This window comes from Vibrio sp. ABH4_348, from assembly GCF_056159765.1.
This window is the reverse complement of record NZ_JBSWVW010000001.1, coordinates 619,087-640,031: the sequence shown is the minus strand read 5'-3', so window position 1 is coordinate 640,031 and position 20,945 is coordinate 619,087. Positions and strand designations below refer to the sequence as shown.

Below are 20,945 nucleotides of genomic sequence, written 5' to 3'. Positions count from 1 at the left end.
ACGGTAGTGTTAAGTTATTGATGGCTACAAAACAATCAAACTTGTAACTCCTTGAATTGTGCCGGATGTGGTGAGTGAGTAATAAGATTTACTGACAACCGCAGTTTGTAAGACCACAAAGGTTGGACAAATCGCAATAGCTGTTATTCGCCAACGCGCGAAACCATAGGGACCCGATGGAACTCACCCAATTTAAGTTTTAGAAGATAGAAGGATTAGCAACCATGTATGCGCTAACTAACGGTAAAGTATTCACCGGTACGGACGTTTTGACGGGTCATGCTGTCATCGTTGAAAACGACCTAATTCATTCAATTGTGGCTGAGTCCGAGATCCCAAGTGGTATCGAGACGATTGATTTGCAGGGAGCAAATTTGACTCCAGGTTTTATCGACCTACAACTTAACGGCTGTGGTGGCGTGATGTTCAACAATGAAACGACCGCAGAAACGCTCGAGATTATGCATAAAGCTAACTTGAAATCAGGCTGTACTAGTTTCTTGCCAACTTTAATTACCTCGTCAGATGAAGACATGCGTAACGCTATTTCAGCGGCTCGTGAGTTCCACGGAAAATACGAAAATCAATCGCTAGGCTTGCACCTTGAAGGTCCTTACTTAAACGTTGAGAAAAAAGGGATTCACAGTGTCGATCACATCCGTCCGTCTGACACTGACATGGTTGATTTTATCTGTGACAACGCAGAACTTGTTGCCAAAGTGACGTTGGCACCAGAAAAGAACGACCACGACCACATTCGCCGTCTACGCGATGCGGGCATTGTCGTGTCAATTGGCCACTCAAATGCCACCTATGCTGAAGCGCGTGAAAGCTTCGACGCTGGTATTACATTCGCTACCCACTTGTTTAATGCAATGACACCAAGTGTCGGCCGTGAGCCGGGCGTTGTTGGTGCGGTTTACGATTCACAAGACGTATACGCAGGCATCATTGCCGATGGCTTCCACGTTGACTACGCCAACATCCGAATTGCCCAGAAAATTAAAGGCGAAAAACTAGTATTAGTGACCGATGCCACAGCTCCTGCAGGCGCAAACATCGATCACTTTATTTTTGTAGGTAAGAAAGTATATTACCGTGATGGTAAGTGTGTTGACGAAAACGGCACACTTGGTGGCGCAGCAGTAACAATGATGGAATCTGTTGAAAATACTGTTGAACACGTGGGCGTTGCTTTGGACGAAGCCGTTCGCATGGCGACGCTATACCCTGCAAAAGCAATCGGAGTCGACCACAAACTTGGCCGTATCCGCAAAGGGATGGTAGCGAACTTTGCTGTGTTTGATCGCGACTATAATGTCAAAGCGACCGTGGTGAACGGACAATACGAGCAAAATTAGGCATGACTGGCGGACAGATTGGTAACGTAGATTTAGTAAAACAACTCAACAGCGCAGCCGTTTATAGATTGATTGACCAACAAGGACCAATCTCTCGAATCCAAGTTGCCGACGCCAGTCAACTCGCTCCCGCCAGTGTCACCAAAATTACTCGTCAACTACTAGAACGCGGCCTCATCAAAGAGGTCGCGCAACAAGCTTCCACTGGTGGTCGTCGTGCCATCTCCCTAACCACCGAAGTCGCTCCCTTCCACTCGATTGCTGTTCGACTAGGTCGAGATTACTTACAAATCACCCTATTTGATTTGGGTGGTAAAGAGTTAGTCAGTGACTACCAAGACTTCAATTACCAATCTCAAGATGAGTTGGTAGAAGGTTTAATCACTCACATCCGCGAGTTTATTGAATCGCAGCAATTGGTGATTAAAAACCTGATTGCGATCGGCGTGGCCTTGCCGGGTTTGGTTAACCCGGAAGAAGGCTTGGTCGAGTACATGCCAAATATCTCCATCGATAGCCTGTCTTTAGGCGACTTAATACACGATGCATTTAATGTTCACTGCTTTGTTGGTAATGACGTTAGAGGAATGGCATTGGCCGAGCACTATTTTGGTTCAAGCCAAGACTGCCAAGATTCTATTTTGGTTAGTGTGCACCGTGGTACAGGCGCCGGTATTATCGTTAACGGTCAAGTTTTTCTTGGTTTTAACCGAAACGTTGGAGAAATTGGCCATATTCAAATTGACCCTCTTGGTGAACAATGCCAATGCGGAAATTTTGGCTGCTTAGAGACTGTGGCGGCAAATCCAGCCATCGTACAGCGAGTCAAATCGCTTATTGGTCAGGGGTATGAATCATCGCTAACTCAACTAGACAGTATTACTATTGGTGATGTGTGTGATCACGCCAATCAAGGTGACGAGCTTGCCAAACAAAGCTTAGTGCGTGTAGGCAATCAGCTTGGCAAAGCCATCGCCATCACTATAAACTTGTTTAACCCGCAAAAAATAGTCATCGCCGGTGATATTACTCGCTGCCAAGACATCGTTTTTCCTGCGATTAGACGCAACATTGAAAATCAATCACTGAAAACTTTTCATCAAAACTTGCCAATTGTGGCGTCGCAAGTATATCACCTACCCACTCTCAGTGCCTTCGCGATGATCAAACGCGCCATGTTAAATGGTGTCTTGTTACAAAAATTGCTCGAAGAGTAATTACCTCAACGCGCAAAACTACTAGAATATGGAGCTATGTTAATAACGTAGCTCTTTTTTGTTACTCGTAGGTAGAATGGATATCGTATTAATTTCTGCAGCGTTTGCTGCGGGTTTTGTTGCACTAAAACTGCAACTGCCACCACTCGTTGGCTTTTTGTTAGCCGGTTTTGGTTTACACGCTTTTGGCTATCAATCCAATGATGTGATTAGCTCACTTGCCGATTTGGGTGTGACTCTACTGCTCTTTACCATCGGTCTCAAACTCGATATCAAAACCCTTTTATCCAAAGAAATTTGGGCTGGCGCGACCATACACAACCTGTTATCAACCACCATTTTTGCGCTAGGGCTGTTGCTGTTTAAATCTCTGGGTTTAGGTTCTCTTGCCAATATGGATATGTCTCAGGTGATCCTTCTGGCCTTTGCCCTCTCTTTCTCCAGTACGGTTTTTGCGGTAAAAGTTCTTCAGGAAAAGGGCGAAATGAACGCTACCTATGGCACCATCGCGATTGGTGTTTTAGTTATGCAAGATATCTTCGCCGTGGTCTTTATGACGGCGTCCACCGGCAAGCTACCTGAATGGTATGCTATTGTATTGTTTGCCCTTCCTTTTATCCGCCCACTATTCTTCAAACTCTTAGATTCGGTTGGACACGGAGAGATGCTGGTCCTAATGGGTATTTTCCTTGCCCTGGTTGCAGGAGCAGGTCTATTCGATTTAGTCGGAGTGAAAGCCGACCTAGGGGCTATCGTTCTCGGAATGTTACTCGCGAGCCATAACAAGGCTTCCGAGCTATCCAAATCATTGTTTAACATGAAAGAGCTGTTCTTAGTGTGCTTCTTCCTAAACATTGGTTTGTCCGCAGAGCCAACAATGTCTGGTTTAGTACTGGCGTTATTGTTCCTACTGCTTCTACCAATTAAAGGCATCTTGTACTTTGTTATTATCAACCTATTTAAATTTAGAGTACGCACATCCTTACTAACGGCATTTTCTTTGTTCAACTTCAGTGAGTTTGGCTTGATTGTTGGTGGGTTGGCCTTCAATATGGGCTGGATGAGCGCCGATGTATTGGTCGGCATCGCTCTTGCTGTCTCTATTTCTTTCATCATCGCCTCCCCTATTAATAAAAATGGCCACGCAATTTATCGTAAATTTGCCAATTGGCTGCGAGACCACGCCGCTGAGAAACTCAATTTAAAAGACAAGTTGATAAACCCCGGACAAGCCCAAGTACTTATCCTAGGTATGGGGCGTATCGGTAGTGGCGCATACGATGAATTAGTTGAGCAGCAAGGTAAGCGCTGTTTAGGTGTGGAAGTTAAAGAAGATGCTGCAGAGCTGCACCGCAAGGAAGGCAGAAATGTGATAGCTGGCGATGCAACCGACTCAGACTTTTGGGAGAGGATTCTAGATACAGCCAACGTTGAGCTAGTGTTACTGGCGATGCCGCACCACCAAGGTAATCAATCTGCACTCGAGCAATTAAAGCAGAAAAACTTTGCCGGACAAATCGCCGCAATTGCAGCTTACCCAGACCAACTCGAATCACTGCGAGAATCCGGTGTTGACGCCGCGTTTAATATTTACAGTGAAGCTGGTAAAGGTTTTGCCCAACATGTCTTAGAACAGTTACCTAGCGATAAAGCGGCCAAATAATACCCATAATTAAATTTCATTTAATTAATCTACGTTTTATTAAAAAAATACTAAGCAAACCCTTGGTGGTTTGCTTTTTTTATACTTTCTCATTGCTTTTTTTAATCATAGTGGCAAATTGAACACATAAAGGACTGGTTGTAAGGAATTGTTATGTGTTCAGTATTTGGAATTTTAGATATCAAGAGTGATGCGTCTGCATTGCGTCCGTTAGCATTAGAAATGTCAAAAAAGCTTCGTCATAGAGGCCCCGATTGGTCAGGTATTTACGCCTCCGACAAAGCGATTTTAGCTCATGAACGCTTAGCCATTGTTGGTCTTAACAGTGGTGCGCAACCTCTTTACAGCCCAGACAAAAAAATCATCCTTGCGGTTAACGGTGAAATCTACAACCACAAAGAAATTCGCGCTCGTTTTGAAGGCAAGTACGAATTCCAGACGGATTCCGACTGTGAAGTCATCCTTGCGCTATACCAAGAAAAAGGCGCGGACCTACTTGAAGACCTAAACGGTATTTTTGCCTTTGTTCTTTACGATGAAGAAAAAGACCAATACTTAGTTGGACGCGACCATATTGGTATTATTCCGCTTTACCAAGGTTTAGATGAGCATGGCAATTACTATGTTGCGTCTGAAATGAAAGCACTAACACCGGTTTGTCGCACTATTAGTGAATTTCCACCGGGTTGTTACTACGGTTCTAGCGATGAAGAACCTCAGCGTTACTACGTGCGCGATTGGAACGAATATGCAGCAGTTCAAAACAACTCGACTAGCAAGGAAGAGTTAACCGAAGCGCTAGAATCAGCGGTGAAGCGCCAGCTGATGACAGACGTTCCTTACGGTGTATTACTTTCTGGTGGTCTCGATTCTTCAATTACTTCAGCGGTGGCAAAACGTTTTGCAGCAATGCGTGTTGAGGATGATTCCAAAACAGAAGCTTGGTGGCCTCAACTACACTCTTTCGCGGTTGGTTTGGAAGGCGCTCCAGATTTGAAAGCCGCTCGTGAAGTAGCTGACAAAATCGGGACGGTTCACCACGAGATGACCTATACCATTCAAGAAGGTTTGGATGCGATTCGCGATGTAATTTATCACATTGAAACTTACGATGTAACGACGATTCGTGCTTCTACTCCGATGTACCTAATGGGCAGAAAGATCAAAGCCATGGGTATCAAAATGGTGCTGTCTGGTGAAGGTGCCGATGAAATCTTTGGTGGCTACTTGTACTTCCACAAAGCGCCTAACGCGAAAGAATTCCACGAAGAAACCGTTCGTAAGTTGCTTGCACTGAACATGTTTGATTGTGCTCGAGCGAACAAATCGCTAGCAGCATGGGGTGTTGAAGGTCGCGTACCTTTCTTGGACAAAGAGTTTATCGACGTAGCAATGCGCTTAAACCCTGAAGACAAAATGTGTGGCAACGGCAAGATGGAAAAACACATTCTACGTGAATGTTTTGAGCATTACCTACCAGACTCTATCGCATGGCGTCAAAAAGAGCAGTTCTCAGATGGCGTAGGTTATCAATGGATTGACACCTTGCGCGCAGTTGCGGAAGAAAAAGTGTCTGATCAGCAGATGGAATCGGCTCAATTCCGCTTCCCATACAACACGCCTCAAACTAAAGAAGGCTACATGTATCGCGAAATCTTTGAGGAGTTGTTCCCTCTACCATCCGCAGCGGAATGTGTACCAGGCGGGCCTTCAATCGCTTGTTCTTCAGCAAAAGCCATTGAGTGGGACGAATCGTTTAAGAACAATGCAGACCCTTCAGGTCGCGCCGTGAAAACAGTTCACAACGAATCTTACTAGCAAGAAGTCCAAAATCAAAAAGGCACCTTCGCGGTGCCTTTTGCTTTTGAACTGGATTTAGATAGAAGTCTAAATTAACTGTAATTGGGTTTAACCGAGTTAATCAGCGCTTCCATCATCTGAAGGTGGGCGTCGGTCGAATTCAAGCAAGGAATATAGTTAAATTTCTCGCCACCAGCCTCTAAGAAAGTTTCTTCACAGCCTTCAGCGATCTCTTCTAACGTCTCTAAACAATCAACAGAAAATGCTGGGGTCACTATGTCGAGTTTCTTAATACCAGTGTCCGGCATTTTCTCCAACGTTTTATCTGTGTATGGCTGTAGCCAAGGCTCACGACCAAAACGGGACTGATAAGTCATACCAATTTCACTGTCGCTCAAACCCAATTCTTTTGCGAGTAATTCAGTTGTCTTCTCGCAATGCTGAGGATAGACATCACCCAAATCAGCATAGCGTTGAGGAATACCGTGATAAGAGCACAGCAGATACTCACCACGTTCATTGTTTTGCCAATGTTCTCGAATACGATCAGCCAGTGCTTTTATGTACAAAGGGTGATCGTGGTAGTCCCGAATTAAAGAAAACGCGGGGAACACTCTAAGTTTCTTAAAGGCTTTATTCAATCCATCTACCACCGCACCCGTTGTGGTAGCCGAATACTGTGGAAACAGAGGTAATACAATAATATGCTCAACGCCTTGAGCCTGAAGTTTAGTCACTCCATCGGTCAAGCTGGGATTGCCGTAGGTCATACCAAGTTCAACGGGCAAACCTGTCTTAGCTTGCAATGTGCTGGCTTGTTGCTTGGAGTACACCATCAATGGAGAGCCTTCATCCATCCATATGGTTTGATATAACTTGGCTACTTTAGGTGAACGAATCGGTAAAACAATGCCATGAAGAATTGGACACCAAATCCAGCGGCTGGTATCAACCACTCGATGATCGTGAAGAAATTCAGCCAAAAAACGTTTCACTCCAGCGGCTGTTGGTTCATCTGGAGTCCCTAAGTTAACGAGTAAAATACCTAGCTTTTTTGTCATAGTTCTGTCGTAAGGTCGTTGAGCGATAGTAGTTACAGGTAATATTACGTAACACCTTGAAAAAAGACCAAAAGAAAAGGCGACCTTTTGGTCGCCTTACTATATCAAAGCTATGCAACAAGTGCTGATTAGCTTAGTGCTTTTTCGATGTCTGCACTTACTTCTGAAACTTGCTTAGTACCGTCAAATTTCAAGTACTTAGTGTTACCCGCTTGCGCTTCTTTACCGTAGTACTCAATCAGTGGAGCAGTTTGATCGTGGTATACACCTAGACGAGCGCGAACTGTTTCTTCTTTATCATCGTCACGTACAACAAGATCTTCACCTGTTACGTCGTCTTTACCTTCTACTTGAGGTGGGTTAAACACAACGTGGTAAGTACGACCTGAAGCTAAATGAGCACGACGTCCCGCCATGCGTTCTACAATAACGTCATCTGCTACGTCAAACTCAATAACATAATCCACTTCAACACCCATTTCTTTTAGGCCATCTGCCTGAGGAATGGTGCGTGGGAAACCATCAAGTAGGAAACCTTTTTCGCAATCAGACTCTGCGATACGCTCTTTTATCAAACCTAAGATGATGTCATCTGAAACAAGCTGACCGGCATCAATTACTGCTTTTGCTTGTTTGCCAAGCTCAGTACCTGCCTTGATTGCTGCACGTAGCATGTCACCAGTTGAAATTTGTGGAATGCCATATTTCTCCTGAATGAATTGGGCCTGTGTGCCTTTACCAGCACCTGGAGCACCTAGAAGAATGATGCGCATGTTATATCCTCTTTTTGTATCTAAGTTTTATACCGAAGCTCACCGTGGTTAATGAGAATCGATAAGTTTCGGTATAAGGTGAATATCGATAAATAATACTGGCTAGCGTCCTGCCACCGTATCTCGCCTCATTCATTTGAATTTCGGCAAGCGCCGATCCTACCACAAACTTCGCGCTATTAGACGTGTATAAGACTAAAGAATGTCGAAAGTGTTTGGTTTTTAATCAACCCGTTATCTGGATATCAAACGGAGTAACAGGTATTGGCTGATTTAATTAGTGGTAGAACGACAAAGCTCGCCGAAGCGAGCTTTGTAACTTAACGTGTGCTGTTAGCCTTTAGTCAAAAGCTGATTAATCGCACCTAAGAATTGAGACGGGTCTTCCATTGAACCACGCTCTGAAAGCATAGCCTGGCCAAGCAAAACTTCTGCCCAACGGCCAAATGCTTCTTCATCTGGCTCGTCAGCCATGCTCTTAACGAGTTCGTGATTTGGGTTAATTTCCAAGATGTATTTTACTTCTGGAGCAGCTTGGCCTGCAGCTTCAAGAAGTTTTGCCATTTGGGTACCCATTTCAAAATCGTCAGTCACGACAACGGCTGGAGTATTAGCAAGTTTGAAAGTCGTGCGAACTTCTTTTACTCGGTCACCCAAATAAGTTTTGGTGCGCTCGACAACAGACTTAAACTCTTCTTCGGTTTCTTTCTGCTTCTCTTTTTCCGCTTCGTCTTCAAACTTACCCAGATCAAGACCAGACTTAGTGATTGATTGGAACTGCTTACCATCAAACTCAGTCAGGTAGTTCATCAACCATTCATCTATTCGATCATACATCAAGACAACTTCCAGACCTTTCGCTTTGAACTGCTCCAAATGAGGGCTGTTCTTCGCAGCGGCATAACTATCCGCCGTTAGGTAGTAAATCTTGTCTTGACCTTCTTTCATTCGCTCAACGTATGACGCCAATGAAACAGTTTGATCGGCTGAATCTACTTCTGTTGAAGCGAATCGCAGCAAACCTGCTACTTTTTCTTTGTTGGACATATCTTCAGCTGGGCCTTCTTTTAACACCAGACCGAATTCTTTCCAAAATGCTTGATACTTCTCTTCATCTTTCTTGGCAAGTTTTTCAAGCATAGTAAGTACACGCTTAGTACATGCACCCCGTAGCGACTGAGTCACCTTGTTGTCTTGCAGAATTTCACGAGACACGTTCAACGGCAAATCGTTGGAATCTATTAAGCCACGAACAAATCGTAGGTAAGATGGCATGAACTGTTCAGCGTCATCCATGATGAATACACGTTGAACATAAAGTTTTAGGCCACTTTTATGATCGCGGTTGAACATATCCCAAGGTGCTTTTGACGGGATGTACAACAAACTGGTGTAATCGTTTTTCCCTTCTACGCGGTTATGGCTCCATACAGCAGGGTCTGCAAAGTCATTAGAGACGTACTTGTAGAATTCTTTGTATTCTTCATCTGTGATGTCAGATTTGCTGCGGGTCCAAAGCGCTTGAGCTTTGTTAATTTGCTCCCACTTTTTCTCACCAGTTTCTTTGCCTTCTTCATCGCGCTCTGCGGTTTGAATAGAAACAGGGATACTAATGTGATCAGAATATTTGCCAATTACCTCACGCAGACGCCATTCACTTAGGAACTCTTTGCCATCTTCGCGCATGTGCAGCACGATATCAGTACCACGAGACTCTTTTTCGATGTCTTCTAGTGTGTACTCACCTTCACCGTTTGAGTGCCATTGAACGGCATCACTTGAAGTCGCACCAGCTTTACGCGTTCGAACGGTGACAGCATCAGCCACGATAAACGCTGAGTAAAAACCAACACCAAATTGACCAATCAGTTGGGCATCTTTGCTCTGGTCTTCTGATAGTTTAGAGAAGAAGTCCGCCGTACCAGACTTAGCGATGGTACCTAGGTTTTCAACCACCTCATCACGAGTCATACCGATACCGTTATCTGAGATAGTTAAGGTATTGGCATCTTCGTCAAAGTACAGTTTTACGCCAAGGTCAGCATCACCTTGGTAAAGCTCTGAATTAGATAACGCCTCAAAGCGTAATTTGTCAGATGCATCTGATGCGTTTGAAATCAGTTCACGTAAGAAAATCTCTTTGTTTGAGTAAAGAGAGTGAATCATCAAGTGTAGTAATTGTTTTACTTCTGACTGAAAGCCACGAGTTTCTTTGTTTTTAGTCGCTACTTCGCTCATTGTTTGCTCCAAGCAATGTAAGTTAAGCAATGTTCAGAAAAACGACGTTTAGTTACGTCATGCTTGTCAGATAGATATGGGTGAAAAATCGGAAATCAAGTGTCACTACAATAAAAGCGGTGTTTTTTGATCAGATATTGACTATGCTATGCACCCGTTTGAGAACCCTGTTCGATATCTTTGATTAATTGATGTCAATTTTGAAGATATATAGCAAGGTGTTTTGATAGCTAGACAGCACGTTATTTTTGACATGGTTTTTACAACAACGCCGGCAGGCACGAAATTCTTTATTGCTGAACGTTTTATTTTTGACCCGAATACCTCAATGTTGACAGATACTTCTGAAAACAATGAAGTCACTCGGGTTGGCAGTAACGAAAGCCGCATTTTGTCCTTGTTATGTGATTTCCATAGCGAAGTCGTTTCTCGTGAACAGTTGCTCGACTGCGCATGGCGACAGCAAGGTATTGAAGTTGATGACAGCAGCTTGACTCAAGCCATTTCGACACTGCGCAAGCTTTTAAAAGATTCTACGCGTAGACCCGCACTAATAAAAACGGTGCCAAAGCGCGGGTATCAGTTGATTTGTGCACTGGAGCGTTCAACCGACATCAATGCAATGCAGCGCCCCAAAAGCACCGATGAAAGCCCAGCAAATATCGTTGAAACTGCTCGCGCAGAGTTATCGACAGTAGATACGTCACCTGGTACTCACTCCAAAGGACTGCCATCCACTCGACTACGCAATGTTAAATGGTATTTGGGGTTTTTCAGTATTTTGATTCCTATCTGGTTGTGGTCCAAATTCGTTCCTACACACTCAACGTTTTCAAGCATGCTGACCGTGCAAGGTATTGATGTAGAAATTCCACGCCACAATCCAGAGCTATCATCTTGGGCTAACGAAATAGAAGCCTGTGTGAACCTTTATTTTGAAAACCAGGATAATAAACAATCCATCGATCGCATTATCGTAACGGGAACGGTAGAGTCGATATTGTCGATTAACTTCGTCCACTCTCATGATCACACGATCAAACACAATACGATTCGACTCAATCGCCACTCTGATACAGGAAATGGAGGGTGCTTGTGATGGTTAAAAAAATGTCCATCGCGACAATGGCACTTTCAGCCTTTGTCAGTTTTTATCTCTATTGGAGTTATGTAGTACGAGTTGACCATTTGATCTTGTCTCATGAATGGCACTCAAACATTGTTTCCGTATTGCCTGAGAATGACACACTCGCGCAAATGGGTATTGTTCGAAGAGTTAACGTACTCGCGAATACCAAATTTCTTTCCAACGGCACTTATATTCGAGACAGTCGAATCTTTCTCAGAACTGCAGGCGGCTTTGATGAAAGGCCTATTCGGTTTTCAGAAACCGGGAAATGGGAACTAGCAGACAATTATATGTTGATATCTCCCACCGAATTTCGTGACTTAATGCCAGCGGAAACACTGTATTTATCTGAGGAAGAAATCACCTTAGTGAAAGAGTTTTACAAAGTTCACGCTAAGCAAAGCCAAAAAATCGATATTCTGGATGGTCACACACTGCTTTGGACTGATCTGGGCAACCGATCCAAATTATTTTTCGCCTATTAGGGTCAGGTAAGGGAAGCCAATAATGTCATGGTTTGAAACGATTCTATTGCTCATTGGCTCAACCCTATCGAATGCGTTAGCGGCGATGTCGGGCGGTGGTGCTGGATTATTACAGTTTCCGCTTTTGTTATTCCTAGGGCTTCCCTTTGCTCAGGCTCTTGCTACCCATAAACTTGCGAGTGTCGCTTTGGGGTTTGGCGCTGCTTACTCTCATTTAAAAACGGGGACTCTCAGTTTTAAGTTCGGGCTATTTGTCACCTTATTTGGCCTTGTCGGGGTCATGTTAGGTGCGCACATCATCTTACAAGTTCCTGACGCAATTGCGCGCTCGATACTAGGCTGGACCATATTGCTGCTTGGTTGCTACTCCTTCTTTAAAAAAGATCTTGGACAATGTGAAGTTGAGAAAGCAGACACTTGGGGACGCTGGGTGTTCGCCGCTTTTACGTTGTTTGTTATAGGTGCCATTAACGGATCTATCACTGCAGGTTCCGGTCTTTTGGTCACCGTATTTTTAGTGCGCTGCTTTGGGTTCAGTTATAAAAAGGCAGTCGCTTATACCTTGGTTTGTGTTGGTATATTTTGGAATGGAACGGGTGGTATTGCTGTAGCCTATGGTGGTGCCCCAATCCACTGGATATGGCTCCCTACTCTTCTAATCGGTTCATTTTTGGGTGGAGCAATGGGAGCTTGGCTTTCTCAACGATTTTCCAACCGAGTGACAAAAACTCTTTTTGAAGTACTAACCTTTGCTGTTGGAATCAAATTACTGATTTAGGTATATAACAATGATTAAAGCAAAAATAGAAATTCACTATTGCCGTCAGTGTAATTGGATGCTCCGTTCAACTTGGCTAAGCCAAGAACTATTGCATACTTTTAGTGAAGAAATCGAACAAGTTTCGTTATACCCAGATACAGGCGGTCGGTTCGAAATATTTTGTAATGGAGAGTCGATCTGGGAGCGTAAACGCGACCAAGGCTTCCCTGAAGCAAAAATACTCAAGCAAAAAGTGAGAAACATTATTGCCCCAGATATGGATCTGGGACATTCAGATAGTAAGTAGACCGTAGCCCACTTACCAATTGATTTGTTGAATTACCTCACCGCCCAGTGACATAACCTGTAAGTTTTCTGAATCAATAATTCCATAACTGGGTGAATGCCCTTCTCGTGGAAAAGTCGGTGAGCCAGGGTTGAAATAGAAACAACCGTTTTTCTGCTCCGCAACAGGCAAATGGGTATGACCAAATACCAAACAATCGTTTTCACGCAACGGAGGGTGGTTTGCAGGATTATCTATATGTCCGTGAGACAGCAGTAATCGGCGTTTGTTTGGCAGTAACACCCAACTTTGTTTACTGCTCATTGGGAAATCCAATAGCATCTGGTCAACTTCACTATCACAGTTACCTTTTACCGCGATGATGTCGGATGCCACTTCATTGAGAATCTCTGCAGCATGTTTAGGATCGTAACCTGACGGCACAGGATTTCTAGGTCCGTGGTTTAGCAAATCGCCTAATAAAATTAGCGTGTCAAAATCACCTTTTAGATAGGTTTCAACTATCACTTCTGTCGAGCGAGCGCAGCCGTGAAGATCAGAGGCAATTAATAGCTTCATCCAGTTTCCTTAATTTTGCATGAACACATGAGTTACCGTACCAGGATTGTTACGCCATTCCATTGATCACGATGTTGTTGTAGCTGACCATTCCAATAATTTTTCCGTTTTCGATAACTGGCGCGCGACTAATGCCAAAATGCTCAAACAATCGAGCGCAATACTTAACTTGCATATCGGGGTCTACGGACAAGGCTGGCTTAGTCATAATTTCGTAGATATTGGTGCGTTCGGGAGAACGGTTTTTTGCTAAGACTTTTTTAGCAATATCGTTCATCAACACTAAACCATACTCATCATCTTGATGGCGCTTCTTGACCACCAAGGCCTTAACCTGATGTTCTTTGGCTAGCGCTATACCTTCTTGGACAGTGTTTAAACCGTCAACTTCGACATAAGTGCTAGACATGACATCCCGCACTCGAATAGTGACTTGCTCACTCATATTTCATCCTCAACCAATTTTGATAAGCTCTGAACTTGATGCGCAACACCGACTGCATCTTCAACGTCTATTTGCACCGCGATCCCCTGCCCTGATTCTTGATCGAATTCTCCCACTTGACTGATGGTTTCCAGAACCTTACGCGCCAAGTGTTCTTCAACAACAAATAGAACAACGTCTTTTTGTACTTCGAGGGTTAAGCCAAAAAATGTGCGTTTTTGATTCAAGCCTTGCCCTCGAGCGTGATTAATCACGGTCGCGCCGGTTGCACCTGCTTTTCTGGCCGCATCAAGCACCGTATCTGTTTTGCTTTCTTCCACAAATGCCAGAAGTAGTTTAAAGCGCATCATCATTCTCCTGATTGATATTCTTATTGAGCCACGCGGTAAGCTGGGCATAACCCATGACCGAAATCATGGGGAATAAACTGGCAAAGGCGATCAGCCCAAAACCATCTATCATCGGGCTTCTACCCGGAACCGTGGAAGCTAACCCCAATCCCAATGCTGCCACTAGGGGGACCGTTACTGTTGAGGTTGTGACACCACCAGAATCGTAGGCCAACGGAACGATCGTTTTTGGTGCAAAAAACGTTTGAATCACCACTACGACATATCCAGCAATGATGTAATAGTGGATGGGGTCACCAACCACAATGCGGTAGCTCCCCAACGAAATACCCGCCGCAACACCCAACGCAACAGCAACTCTCAACCCATTGACTTTAATCACCCCACCAGAAACTTGGCTCGCTTTTATCGCCACGGCAATTAGAGATGGCTCAGCAATCGTGGTACTAAACCCGATAAGGAACGCAAAAATATAGACCCAATAGTAATCACCGGCGGTAAGTGGACCGACATTTGATTGAAGGGTTCTAAGAAAACTGGGTTCGGTAAGTTGCTTGGCCATAGTGTCTCCCAGGGGAAACAAAGCCAGCTCTAACCCCATTAAAAACAGACTCAAACCAACAATGACATAACTAAACCCCAGAATGACTTTTAGCGGGTTGGTGATTGGTCGCTTTAGCACAGCAAACTGGAATCCAAAAATAATCGAGGCAATCGGTATTACATCGGTAATCGTGCTCAAAAGCGTGTCAAAAAAAGCTTGCCAACCAATCATGCCACCACCATCCCATAGACCATGACAAACATCATTGGCAGTAAAGAGGCAAAAGCGATTAACCCGAATCCATCTATCATAGGGTTTCGACCTTTGATTGAAGAAGCCAGGCCAACACCTAGAGCTGTAACTAGTGGCACGGTAATGGTTGAAGTGGTTACACCGCCCGAGTCATACGCAACCCCAATAATGCTATCCGGCGCGAACCCAGTAAGAACCACTACGCAAATGTAGCCGCCAATAATCAAATACTGTATTGGCCATCCTTTGAGAATCCTTAGAACACCAATCACAATGGCAAACCCAACTGACACGGCGACAGTAAATCGAAGGCCTAACGCATAAGCATCCAGCTCAGCTGGTTCACTTGCTATCATGCCACCATCGGCCGCCACTCTTGCAGCTTCAGAGGCGACGGCAGTTAATGCAGGTTCTGCTATGGTCGTACCAAAGCCCAGACAAAACGAAAATATAAGTAACCATAATACGCTGCCCTTTTGAGCAAACGCTTGTGCCATACTTTCACCAATGGGGAACAAGCCAAGCTCCAAACCGAATATAAACAGAGTTAGTCCCATTACAACCAGTAACAACCCAGTCAATATGGAACCGATGTTTGGCAAGGGTTCGTTCAAAACCACAAGTTGGAAAAAAGCGATGACAGCAACAATAGGAAGTAAATCTCTAACACTACCAAGTAATGCTGTTATCAACGCTTTAAATCCTCGCATCAACTCGCCTCATACTCACTGACACCTTTTCTTTTAGTTATGGGTGGTTAATACCTGAGCATGGCACTTTCATTCTTGGGTCAGTGTGATTTTTTTCAACATTCTGAAATCACTTCCTTTTTCTGATAAAAACTGTGATCTTGGTGGATGTACAAAACCGAATAAGCCAATTAATTACTCGCTCATTGATCTAAGCTTATCTAGGCGGACTATGTTTCTATTGCATCAGAACATGTTGATGAATGTAACGTGTTAATTTAGTGAATAAACTAAGATAAAAGGTAACGATCACTTAATGAATATTCTCATAACCGGTGGTACCGGATTTATCGGCCAAGAACTACTCAAGCTGCTGTCCACTGAAAAAATCACCTTAGTGACTCGTGATATCACATCCGCAAAAAACAAAGTTCAACACGCTGACCTTGGTAATATTCGCTATTTGCAAGACCTCAAGAAACTCAAGGATCTAAATGAGTTCGATGCCGTGATTAATCTTGCAGGTGAGCCCATTGCCGATAAGCGTTGGAGCAAAACTCAAAAGCAAAAGATCTGTCACAGCCGATGGGATATAACCGAACAACTGGTCTCTCTGATTCATGCCAGTACCACTCCACCACATACTTTTATTAGTGGTTCTGCGGTGGGTTACTACGGTGACCAGCAGCAACATCCATTTGATGAAAGTCTCAAAGCCACGACCGAAGATTTTTCCCATAAAGTTTGCGCTAAATGGGAGGAAATCGCACTGCGGGCAAGAAGCAACGACACCCGTGTCTGTCTTCTCAGAACAGGTGTCGTATTAGGTTCAGGGGGGGCTTTACCTAAAATGGTCTTCCCACACAAATTTGGTGTCGGAGGTCCCGTTGGCTCGGGAGAGCAGTACATTCCGTGGATTCACATTTTGGATGCAGTTAAAGCTATCTTTTTCTTACTCACCACACCACACGCTAACGGTGCATTTAATATTACCGCGCCACATCCCGTTTCAAACAAGCAGCTGAATCAATCCATTGCTGCGACACTTGGCAAACCACATTGGATGTTTGTTCCTCAGTTTATGATGGAGATGATGATGGGAGAAAGTGCTCAGCTTCTGATTGACAGTATTCGAGCGAAGCCCAAAAAACTCACTGAGCTTGGATTCAAATTTAGTTACTCAAGAATCGAGCCGGCGCTGAAAGATCTTTTGCGTCATTAATAATTTACTATTGCTTAACCCGTATTTCTTTTTATCAGAGTATTTCATGTCTAAGTCGATTCTTATTACCGGTTGCTCGACTGGTATTGGTTATTATATTTCTCACGAACTCAAAAGACGAGGTTATCAAGTGATAGCGTCTTGCCGTAAACAACAAGACGTAGAACGACTGCAGAATGAAGGTCTGAATTGCGTTCGATTAGATCTTGATGACTCTAGCTTAATACAACAAGGTTTCAAGCAGGCTCTAGCACTTGCCAATGGTAAGTTAGACGCATTGTTTAATAATGGTGCCTATGGACAAGCAGGGGCATTGGAAGATTTACCTATTGAAGCACTTAAGCAGCAATTTCAAACCAACTTTTTTGGCTGGCATGAACTCTCTCAACTTGCTATTTCGCATATGAGAAAAAATGGGCAAGGACGTATTATTCAGAATAGTTCTGTCCTCGGTTTTGCTGCAATGAAATATCGCGGGGCGTACAACGCCTCTAAGTTTGCGATTGAAGGTTGGACCGACACAATGAGGCTTGAACTCAGAGACACCAATATCAAAATCACATTAATTGAGCCCGGGCCAATTGAAACCCAGTTCAGAGAGAATGCTCATCACTCATTCATTAAATGGATTGATAGTGAACATAGTTATCACAGTAAATCCTACCAAGCTCAGCTACAACGGCTTGAATCTGACAAATCCAACAACCACTTTGTTCTGCCACCGAGTAGTTGTTTGCAACCCGTTTTGCACTCATTAGAAGCAACTCACCCTAAAGCTCGCTATCGAATTACCACGCCAACCAAGGTTTTTGCTGTGCTAAAGCGTTTATTACCGACGAGGCTACTCGACAAAATTTTGTATTCGGCCGCATAATTCATGCAAAGAAATGTAATAAATGAGTAACAATCCAAAGGTATAGTTTTAGGGTCGGATAACTTGGATGAACCACCTTGTCACTTTATCAACTCAATATCATTGGTATTTGCGCTGCTATAAGCTTATTTCTTATCTTCTAACAAGCCCTTGCTCATTACTAGGGCTTGTTTTCGTTTACCGCTAACCCCATTATTGATTTACTGTTTCCATAAACTGCCAGACCGAGCAGTTAGAACTCATTTTTAGGGCGTTAGCATGCAATCTCCTCATATTGTCGAACTGGTCGAACAAAACTTCCGCGAAGTCTTAGAAAGCTCAATGCAGCAGCCTGTGCTGATTCACTTCTGGGCACCCTCTATTCCGGAGAGTACGCAAGTTATTGAATCACTGCAAAGCCTAGCCAATCAATATAATGGGGCATTTACACTAGCCTTGCTCAACTGTGAAGAACAACAAATGATTGCCGGGCAGTTTGGGGTACAAGCTCTGCCTACCATTGCATTATTTGTTAACGGCCAACCTGTAGACGGTTTAGGTGGCCCTCAAGAGCTTGCTGCAATAAAACAAATGTTGGCAAAGCACCTGCCTTCACAAGATGAACTGAGTTTTAATCAAGCGACTCAATTGTTGGGCGAACAGAACTTTGATCAGGCACTGACAGTTCTCAAAACTCTGTCTGAGGAAGGGCAAAGCAAGCCTGAAGTCAAACTGGCACTCGCTAGCTGCTATTTAAGCTCTCAACAGGCTGATATAGCGGAAACTTTACTCAGCAATATTCCGCTCGAATATCAAGATGGTCACTACAAAACCTTGATGTCACAACTTGAATTGCTAAAAGAAGCCGCGAACAGCCCAGAACTCCAAGCTCTTGAAGTCAAGCATCAAGAAAACCCAGATGATTTATCAGTACTTATAGAACTGGCTAAAAACTACCATCAAGTCGGTCGTGATGAGGAGGCCTTAGAAAAGCTCTGGCAACCGCTAGATAGCGATTTACACGTTTTTGATGGTGAGGTAAAAGCTGCCTTTATGGAAATTTTAACCGCGCTTGGCCAATCAAACCCATTAACCGGGCAATACCGCCGAAAACTGTATTCTAAGCTTTACTAATTCTATCATCTTAAAACGACAACGGCAGCCAACAGGCTGCCTTTTTAAATCTATTACATAAACCTATTTATTGAGCTGCTAACCAGCCAGCAATAGCTTTACGCTCTTCCGGAGATGCTTCTTTAAACCAGTAGCTCATCATTTCCAGAGGCTTGCTACCTGAAAGCTCAGTCACATTTACCACTTTACGGTTGGCAAATGCCCATTCAACTATCTGCTCTTTTTCACTAGCTGAGGCTTTTTCAAACCAGTATTGAGCCATGTCTAAAGCTTTACTTGAAGCAGGAGAAGTTTGTGGAAGTTGGCCTGCCTGTGAAAGCTCTTTTACCACCGACTCAACAATAGAATCTTTTTCTGCAATCAATGAATCCGAGCGTACTTGAATATTGTTGACGCGATTATAGCGCTTAAGCTCCCTCAATAGGTCTTGTCCAACGTGGGACGGAACACCAATATATTCAATTTTCGCATCTACCTTATTACCTGAACTGTCCAGTAAATGAATGGTAGGGTTAGCTACAAAGCTTTTTCGCTTATCAATATTTTTTAGCTGTCTATATGGCTCCAATGTATAAAACTCACCATCTTTTACATCAAATGTTACCACAAAACTTGGGGAATTGTATTTTTGTAAAATACCGCCTTCGCGGTAGTTAACCCAATACTGAAAAACTACTTGGTTCAAGCCAGAGTGTTTTAAATCATAAGAATCCGGGCCAAAAAAACCGCCAAATGTCCCTATTACATCATCATTTACAACCATTGGGCTTATATTTGTAGAAAACTTAATATCAGCCTGAGCAATAGCATTTGCTGAACTAAGTGCGGTAAGAGCTAAGATAAAAACTAAAATTAAATTCTTCATGAAACATCCAGTTGATATAAAACAAAACGAGCATTCCGAAGAATGCCCGTTAAATCAAACTATATCAAGAAAACTTGATTAGAATGCGTACTCAACGTTGAAGCCAACAGATTGAGTTTCAACAACTGTAATAGTCTGGTTGTTGATCAAAGAACGTTCTTCGTTGTGCTTAACATCCCAGAACAGATCAACACCATTGTAGTTTGTACCTACACGGAAGCCCATTGAAACATCAGAATCATCTAGACCAAGAGTCTCTACAGTATCAGATACACCACGCTTACCGTAGCCAGCACGGACGTACCAACCGTTGTCGAAGTTGTAACGAGCGTGAACTAGAGCACCACGCTGAGAATCGTCAGCCTGGCCATCTGCACCGTCTAAATCAGCTGATGTAACAGCACCTTCGATTGTTAGTGAACCAAGGTATAGACTTGCAGAAAAATCCGTTTGAGAATTATCAAAACGACGAACACCGTCTACTGTGTAGCCGTCTTGTGTTAGATGACCTGCACGAAGTGCAAATGTATCATTTGCAAACTTACCGTAAAAACCTAAAGTGCTTTGCTCAGTGTCTGAATTACCGTTGTGGTAAGATGCTGCGAACGAGAAGCCGTTGTAGTCAACAGAGTCAAAACGAATAGCATTACTTACACGGTCAAAGTTTACAATGCCTACATCATTTGCAAGGTCAGCATCGTTTGCTTCTACGTGTTTTAGATCTGCACCAGCATTACCAGAACCTGAGTTACCACCAGCCACATCATCTACAACTTCAAAACCAGCTGCCAATACACGACCGAAACGAACTTTACCAACTTCGTCAAATGTAAAGCCAATCCAAGTATCACGCTGCTCATTGCCTTCAGTTGCGAAGTTAGATGCGATTTCATAGATAAAGTCAGGTTCTACTTGATCAAATTCGACCGTACCTTTGAAACCTAGACGACCTCCTTGGTCACCCGCTAGTGTTTCAACATCAGAGCTTTGCGCACCAACGCCAGCAGTTGTTTCAGACGTAGTTGTAACGTCTTTGTAGTTAACACCACCCCAAGCTAGACCGAAAAGTTGAACTTTTTCGCCAGCTAGATCGATAGCAGCGTTAGAAGTACCAGCGAAAGCTACAGAAGCAATCGCAGCACCTAGAAGTGTACGTTTAAACATGTTTTAAAACTCCTAAAATGGATATAGCTTTTTTGCTTCTCCCTAAAGTTGGCCGCCATAGGGAGAGAAAATTTC

Annotated in this window: 21 protein-coding genes; 11 read left to right on the top strand and 10 right to left on the bottom strand. The window is 43.7% G+C overall.

Going from position 1 to position 20,945, the window contains the following annotated elements:
- The first annotated feature begins 224 nt into the window (after positions 1-224).
- The 4 genes from nagA to asnB all read left to right on the top strand — a co-directional run bounded on the left by nagA (position 225) and on the right by asnB (position 6,059).
- Entirely contained in the window at positions 225-1,361 is a 1,137-nt protein-coding gene (gene nagA, locus ACXAFJ_RS02970) for an N-acetylglucosamine-6-phosphate deacetylase (protein ID WP_475321314.1), read from the top strand.
- 2 nt (positions 1,362-1,363) lie between these two features.
- Complete coding sequence (nagC, locus tag ACXAFJ_RS02965; RefSeq protein WP_475321313.1) at positions 1,364-2,578, top strand: DNA-binding transcriptional regulator NagC; 1,215 nt, start codon at positions 1,364-1,366, stop codon at positions 2,576-2,578.
- Between the two features lie 76 nt (positions 2,579-2,654).
- Entirely contained in the window at positions 2,655-4,241 is a 1,587-nt protein-coding gene (locus ACXAFJ_RS02960) for a cation:proton antiporter domain-containing protein (protein WP_475321311.1), read from the top strand.
- Between the two features lie 153 nt (positions 4,242-4,394).
- Complete coding sequence (gene asnB / locus ACXAFJ_RS02955; protein WP_475321310.1) at positions 4,395-6,059, top strand: asparagine synthase B; 1,665 nt, start codon at positions 4,395-4,397, stop codon at positions 6,057-6,059.
- Positions 6,060-6,133: 74 nt separating this feature from the next.
- Here the strand turns inward: asnB and hemH are convergent, their stop codons facing one another.
- The 3 genes from hemH to htpG form a co-directional block, all read right to left on the bottom strand.
- Positions 6,134-7,102: a ferrochelatase gene (gene hemH, locus ACXAFJ_RS02950; protein ID WP_475321308.1), complete on the bottom strand. Its 969-nt coding sequence runs from the start codon at positions 7,100-7,102 to the stop codon at positions 6,134-6,136.
- 128 nt (positions 7,103-7,230) lie between these two features.
- Entirely contained in the window at positions 7,231-7,875 is a 645-nt protein-coding gene (gene adk, locus ACXAFJ_RS02945; RefSeq protein ID WP_475321307.1) for an adenylate kinase, read from the bottom strand.
- A 333-nt stretch (positions 7,876-8,208) separates the two neighbouring features.
- Positions 8,209-10,113, bottom strand: a complete 1,905-nt coding sequence (htpG, locus tag ACXAFJ_RS02940) for a molecular chaperone HtpG (RefSeq protein ID WP_475321305.1) — start codon at positions 10,111-10,113, stop codon at positions 8,209-8,211.
- Positions 10,114-10,366: 253 nt separating this feature from the next.
- Between htpG and ACXAFJ_RS02935 the strand changes: the two genes are divergently transcribed.
- Genes ACXAFJ_RS02935 through ACXAFJ_RS02920 form a run of 4 tightly spaced genes read left to right on the top strand, consistent with a single transcriptional unit; the run spans position 10,367 to position 12,794 of the window.
- Positions 10,367-11,212: a winged helix-turn-helix domain-containing protein gene (locus ACXAFJ_RS02935; RefSeq protein WP_475321304.1), complete on the top strand. Its 846-nt coding sequence runs from the start codon at positions 10,367-10,369 to the stop codon at positions 11,210-11,212.
- Positions 11,212-11,727 carry a regulatory protein ToxS gene (locus ACXAFJ_RS02930; protein WP_475321302.1) on the top strand — a complete coding sequence of 172 codons (516 nt, stop codon included), beginning with the start codon at positions 11,212-11,214 and terminating at the stop codon, positions 11,725-11,727. The genes ACXAFJ_RS02935 and ACXAFJ_RS02930 overlap by 1 nt, the downstream gene beginning before the upstream one ends.
- 22 nt (positions 11,728-11,749) lie before the next feature.
- On the top strand, positions 11,750-12,505 hold the full coding sequence (locus ACXAFJ_RS02925) for a sulfite exporter TauE/SafE family protein (protein ID WP_475321301.1): 756 nt from the start codon (positions 11,750-11,752) through the stop codon (positions 12,503-12,505).
- Positions 12,506-12,515: 10 nt separating this feature from the next.
- A complete protein-coding gene (locus ACXAFJ_RS02920; RefSeq protein WP_475321299.1) occupies positions 12,516-12,794 on the top strand; it encodes an Rdx family protein in 279 nt (92 codons plus the stop codon).
- Between the two features lie 12 nt (positions 12,795-12,806).
- On the opposite strand, the gene yfcE is transcribed toward ACXAFJ_RS02920, so the two are convergent.
- The 5 genes from yfcE to ACXAFJ_RS02895 are packed head-to-tail and all read right to left on the bottom strand — an operon-like array spanning position 12,807 to position 15,653.
- Entirely contained in the window at positions 12,807-13,352 is a 546-nt protein-coding gene (gene yfcE / locus ACXAFJ_RS02915; protein ID WP_475321297.1) for a phosphodiesterase, read from the bottom strand.
- A gap of 49 nt (positions 13,353-13,401) precedes the next feature.
- Complete coding sequence (locus tag ACXAFJ_RS02910; protein ID WP_475321295.1) at positions 13,402-13,797, bottom strand: CBS domain-containing protein; 396 nt, start codon at positions 13,795-13,797, stop codon at positions 13,402-13,404.
- Positions 13,794-14,144: a P-II family nitrogen regulator gene (locus tag ACXAFJ_RS02905; RefSeq protein WP_475321294.1), complete on the bottom strand. Its 351-nt coding sequence runs from the start codon at positions 14,142-14,144 to the stop codon at positions 13,794-13,796. The genes ACXAFJ_RS02910 and ACXAFJ_RS02905 overlap by 4 nt, the downstream gene beginning before the upstream one ends.
- Positions 14,134-14,922: a DUF1538 domain-containing protein gene (locus tag ACXAFJ_RS02900; protein ID WP_475321293.1), complete on the bottom strand. Its 789-nt coding sequence runs from the start codon at positions 14,920-14,922 to the stop codon at positions 14,134-14,136. The genes ACXAFJ_RS02905 and ACXAFJ_RS02900 overlap by 11 nt, the downstream gene beginning before the upstream one ends.
- Positions 14,919-15,653, bottom strand: a complete 735-nt coding sequence (locus ACXAFJ_RS02895) for a DUF1538 family protein (protein WP_475321291.1) — start codon at positions 15,651-15,653, stop codon at positions 14,919-14,921. Before ACXAFJ_RS02895 ends, ACXAFJ_RS02900 begins: the two co-directional genes overlap by 4 nt.
- Positions 15,654-15,948: 295 nt before the next feature.
- On the opposite strand from ACXAFJ_RS02895, the gene ACXAFJ_RS02890 reads away from it, so the two are divergent.
- The 3 genes from ACXAFJ_RS02890 (at position 15,949) to ACXAFJ_RS02880 (ending at position 18,841) form a co-directional block, all read left to right on the top strand.
- On the top strand, positions 15,949-16,854 hold the full coding sequence (locus ACXAFJ_RS02890) for a TIGR01777 family oxidoreductase (RefSeq protein ID WP_475321290.1): 906 nt from the start codon (positions 15,949-15,951) through the stop codon (positions 16,852-16,854).
- A gap of 46 nt (positions 16,855-16,900) precedes the next feature.
- Positions 16,901-17,728: an SDR family oxidoreductase gene (locus tag ACXAFJ_RS02885; protein WP_475321289.1), complete on the top strand. Its 828-nt coding sequence runs from the start codon at positions 16,901-16,903 to the stop codon at positions 17,726-17,728.
- A gap of 258 nt (positions 17,729-17,986) precedes the next feature.
- Positions 17,987-18,841 carry a co-chaperone YbbN gene (locus ACXAFJ_RS02880; RefSeq protein WP_475321287.1) on the top strand — a complete coding sequence of 285 codons (855 nt, stop codon included), beginning with the start codon at positions 17,987-17,989 and terminating at the stop codon, positions 18,839-18,841.
- 67 nt (positions 18,842-18,908) lie between these two features.
- Here ACXAFJ_RS02880 and ACXAFJ_RS02875 read toward each other — a convergent pair whose 3' ends face one another.
- Entirely contained in the window at positions 18,909-19,706 is a 798-nt protein-coding gene (locus ACXAFJ_RS02875) for a YccT family protein (RefSeq protein WP_475321286.1), read from the bottom strand.
- Positions 19,707-19,784: 78 nt separating this feature from the next.
- Positions 19,785-20,870: a porin gene (locus ACXAFJ_RS02870; RefSeq protein WP_475321285.1), complete on the bottom strand. Its 1,086-nt coding sequence runs from the start codon at positions 20,868-20,870 to the stop codon at positions 19,785-19,787.
- Positions 20,871-20,945 lie beyond the last annotated feature (75 nt).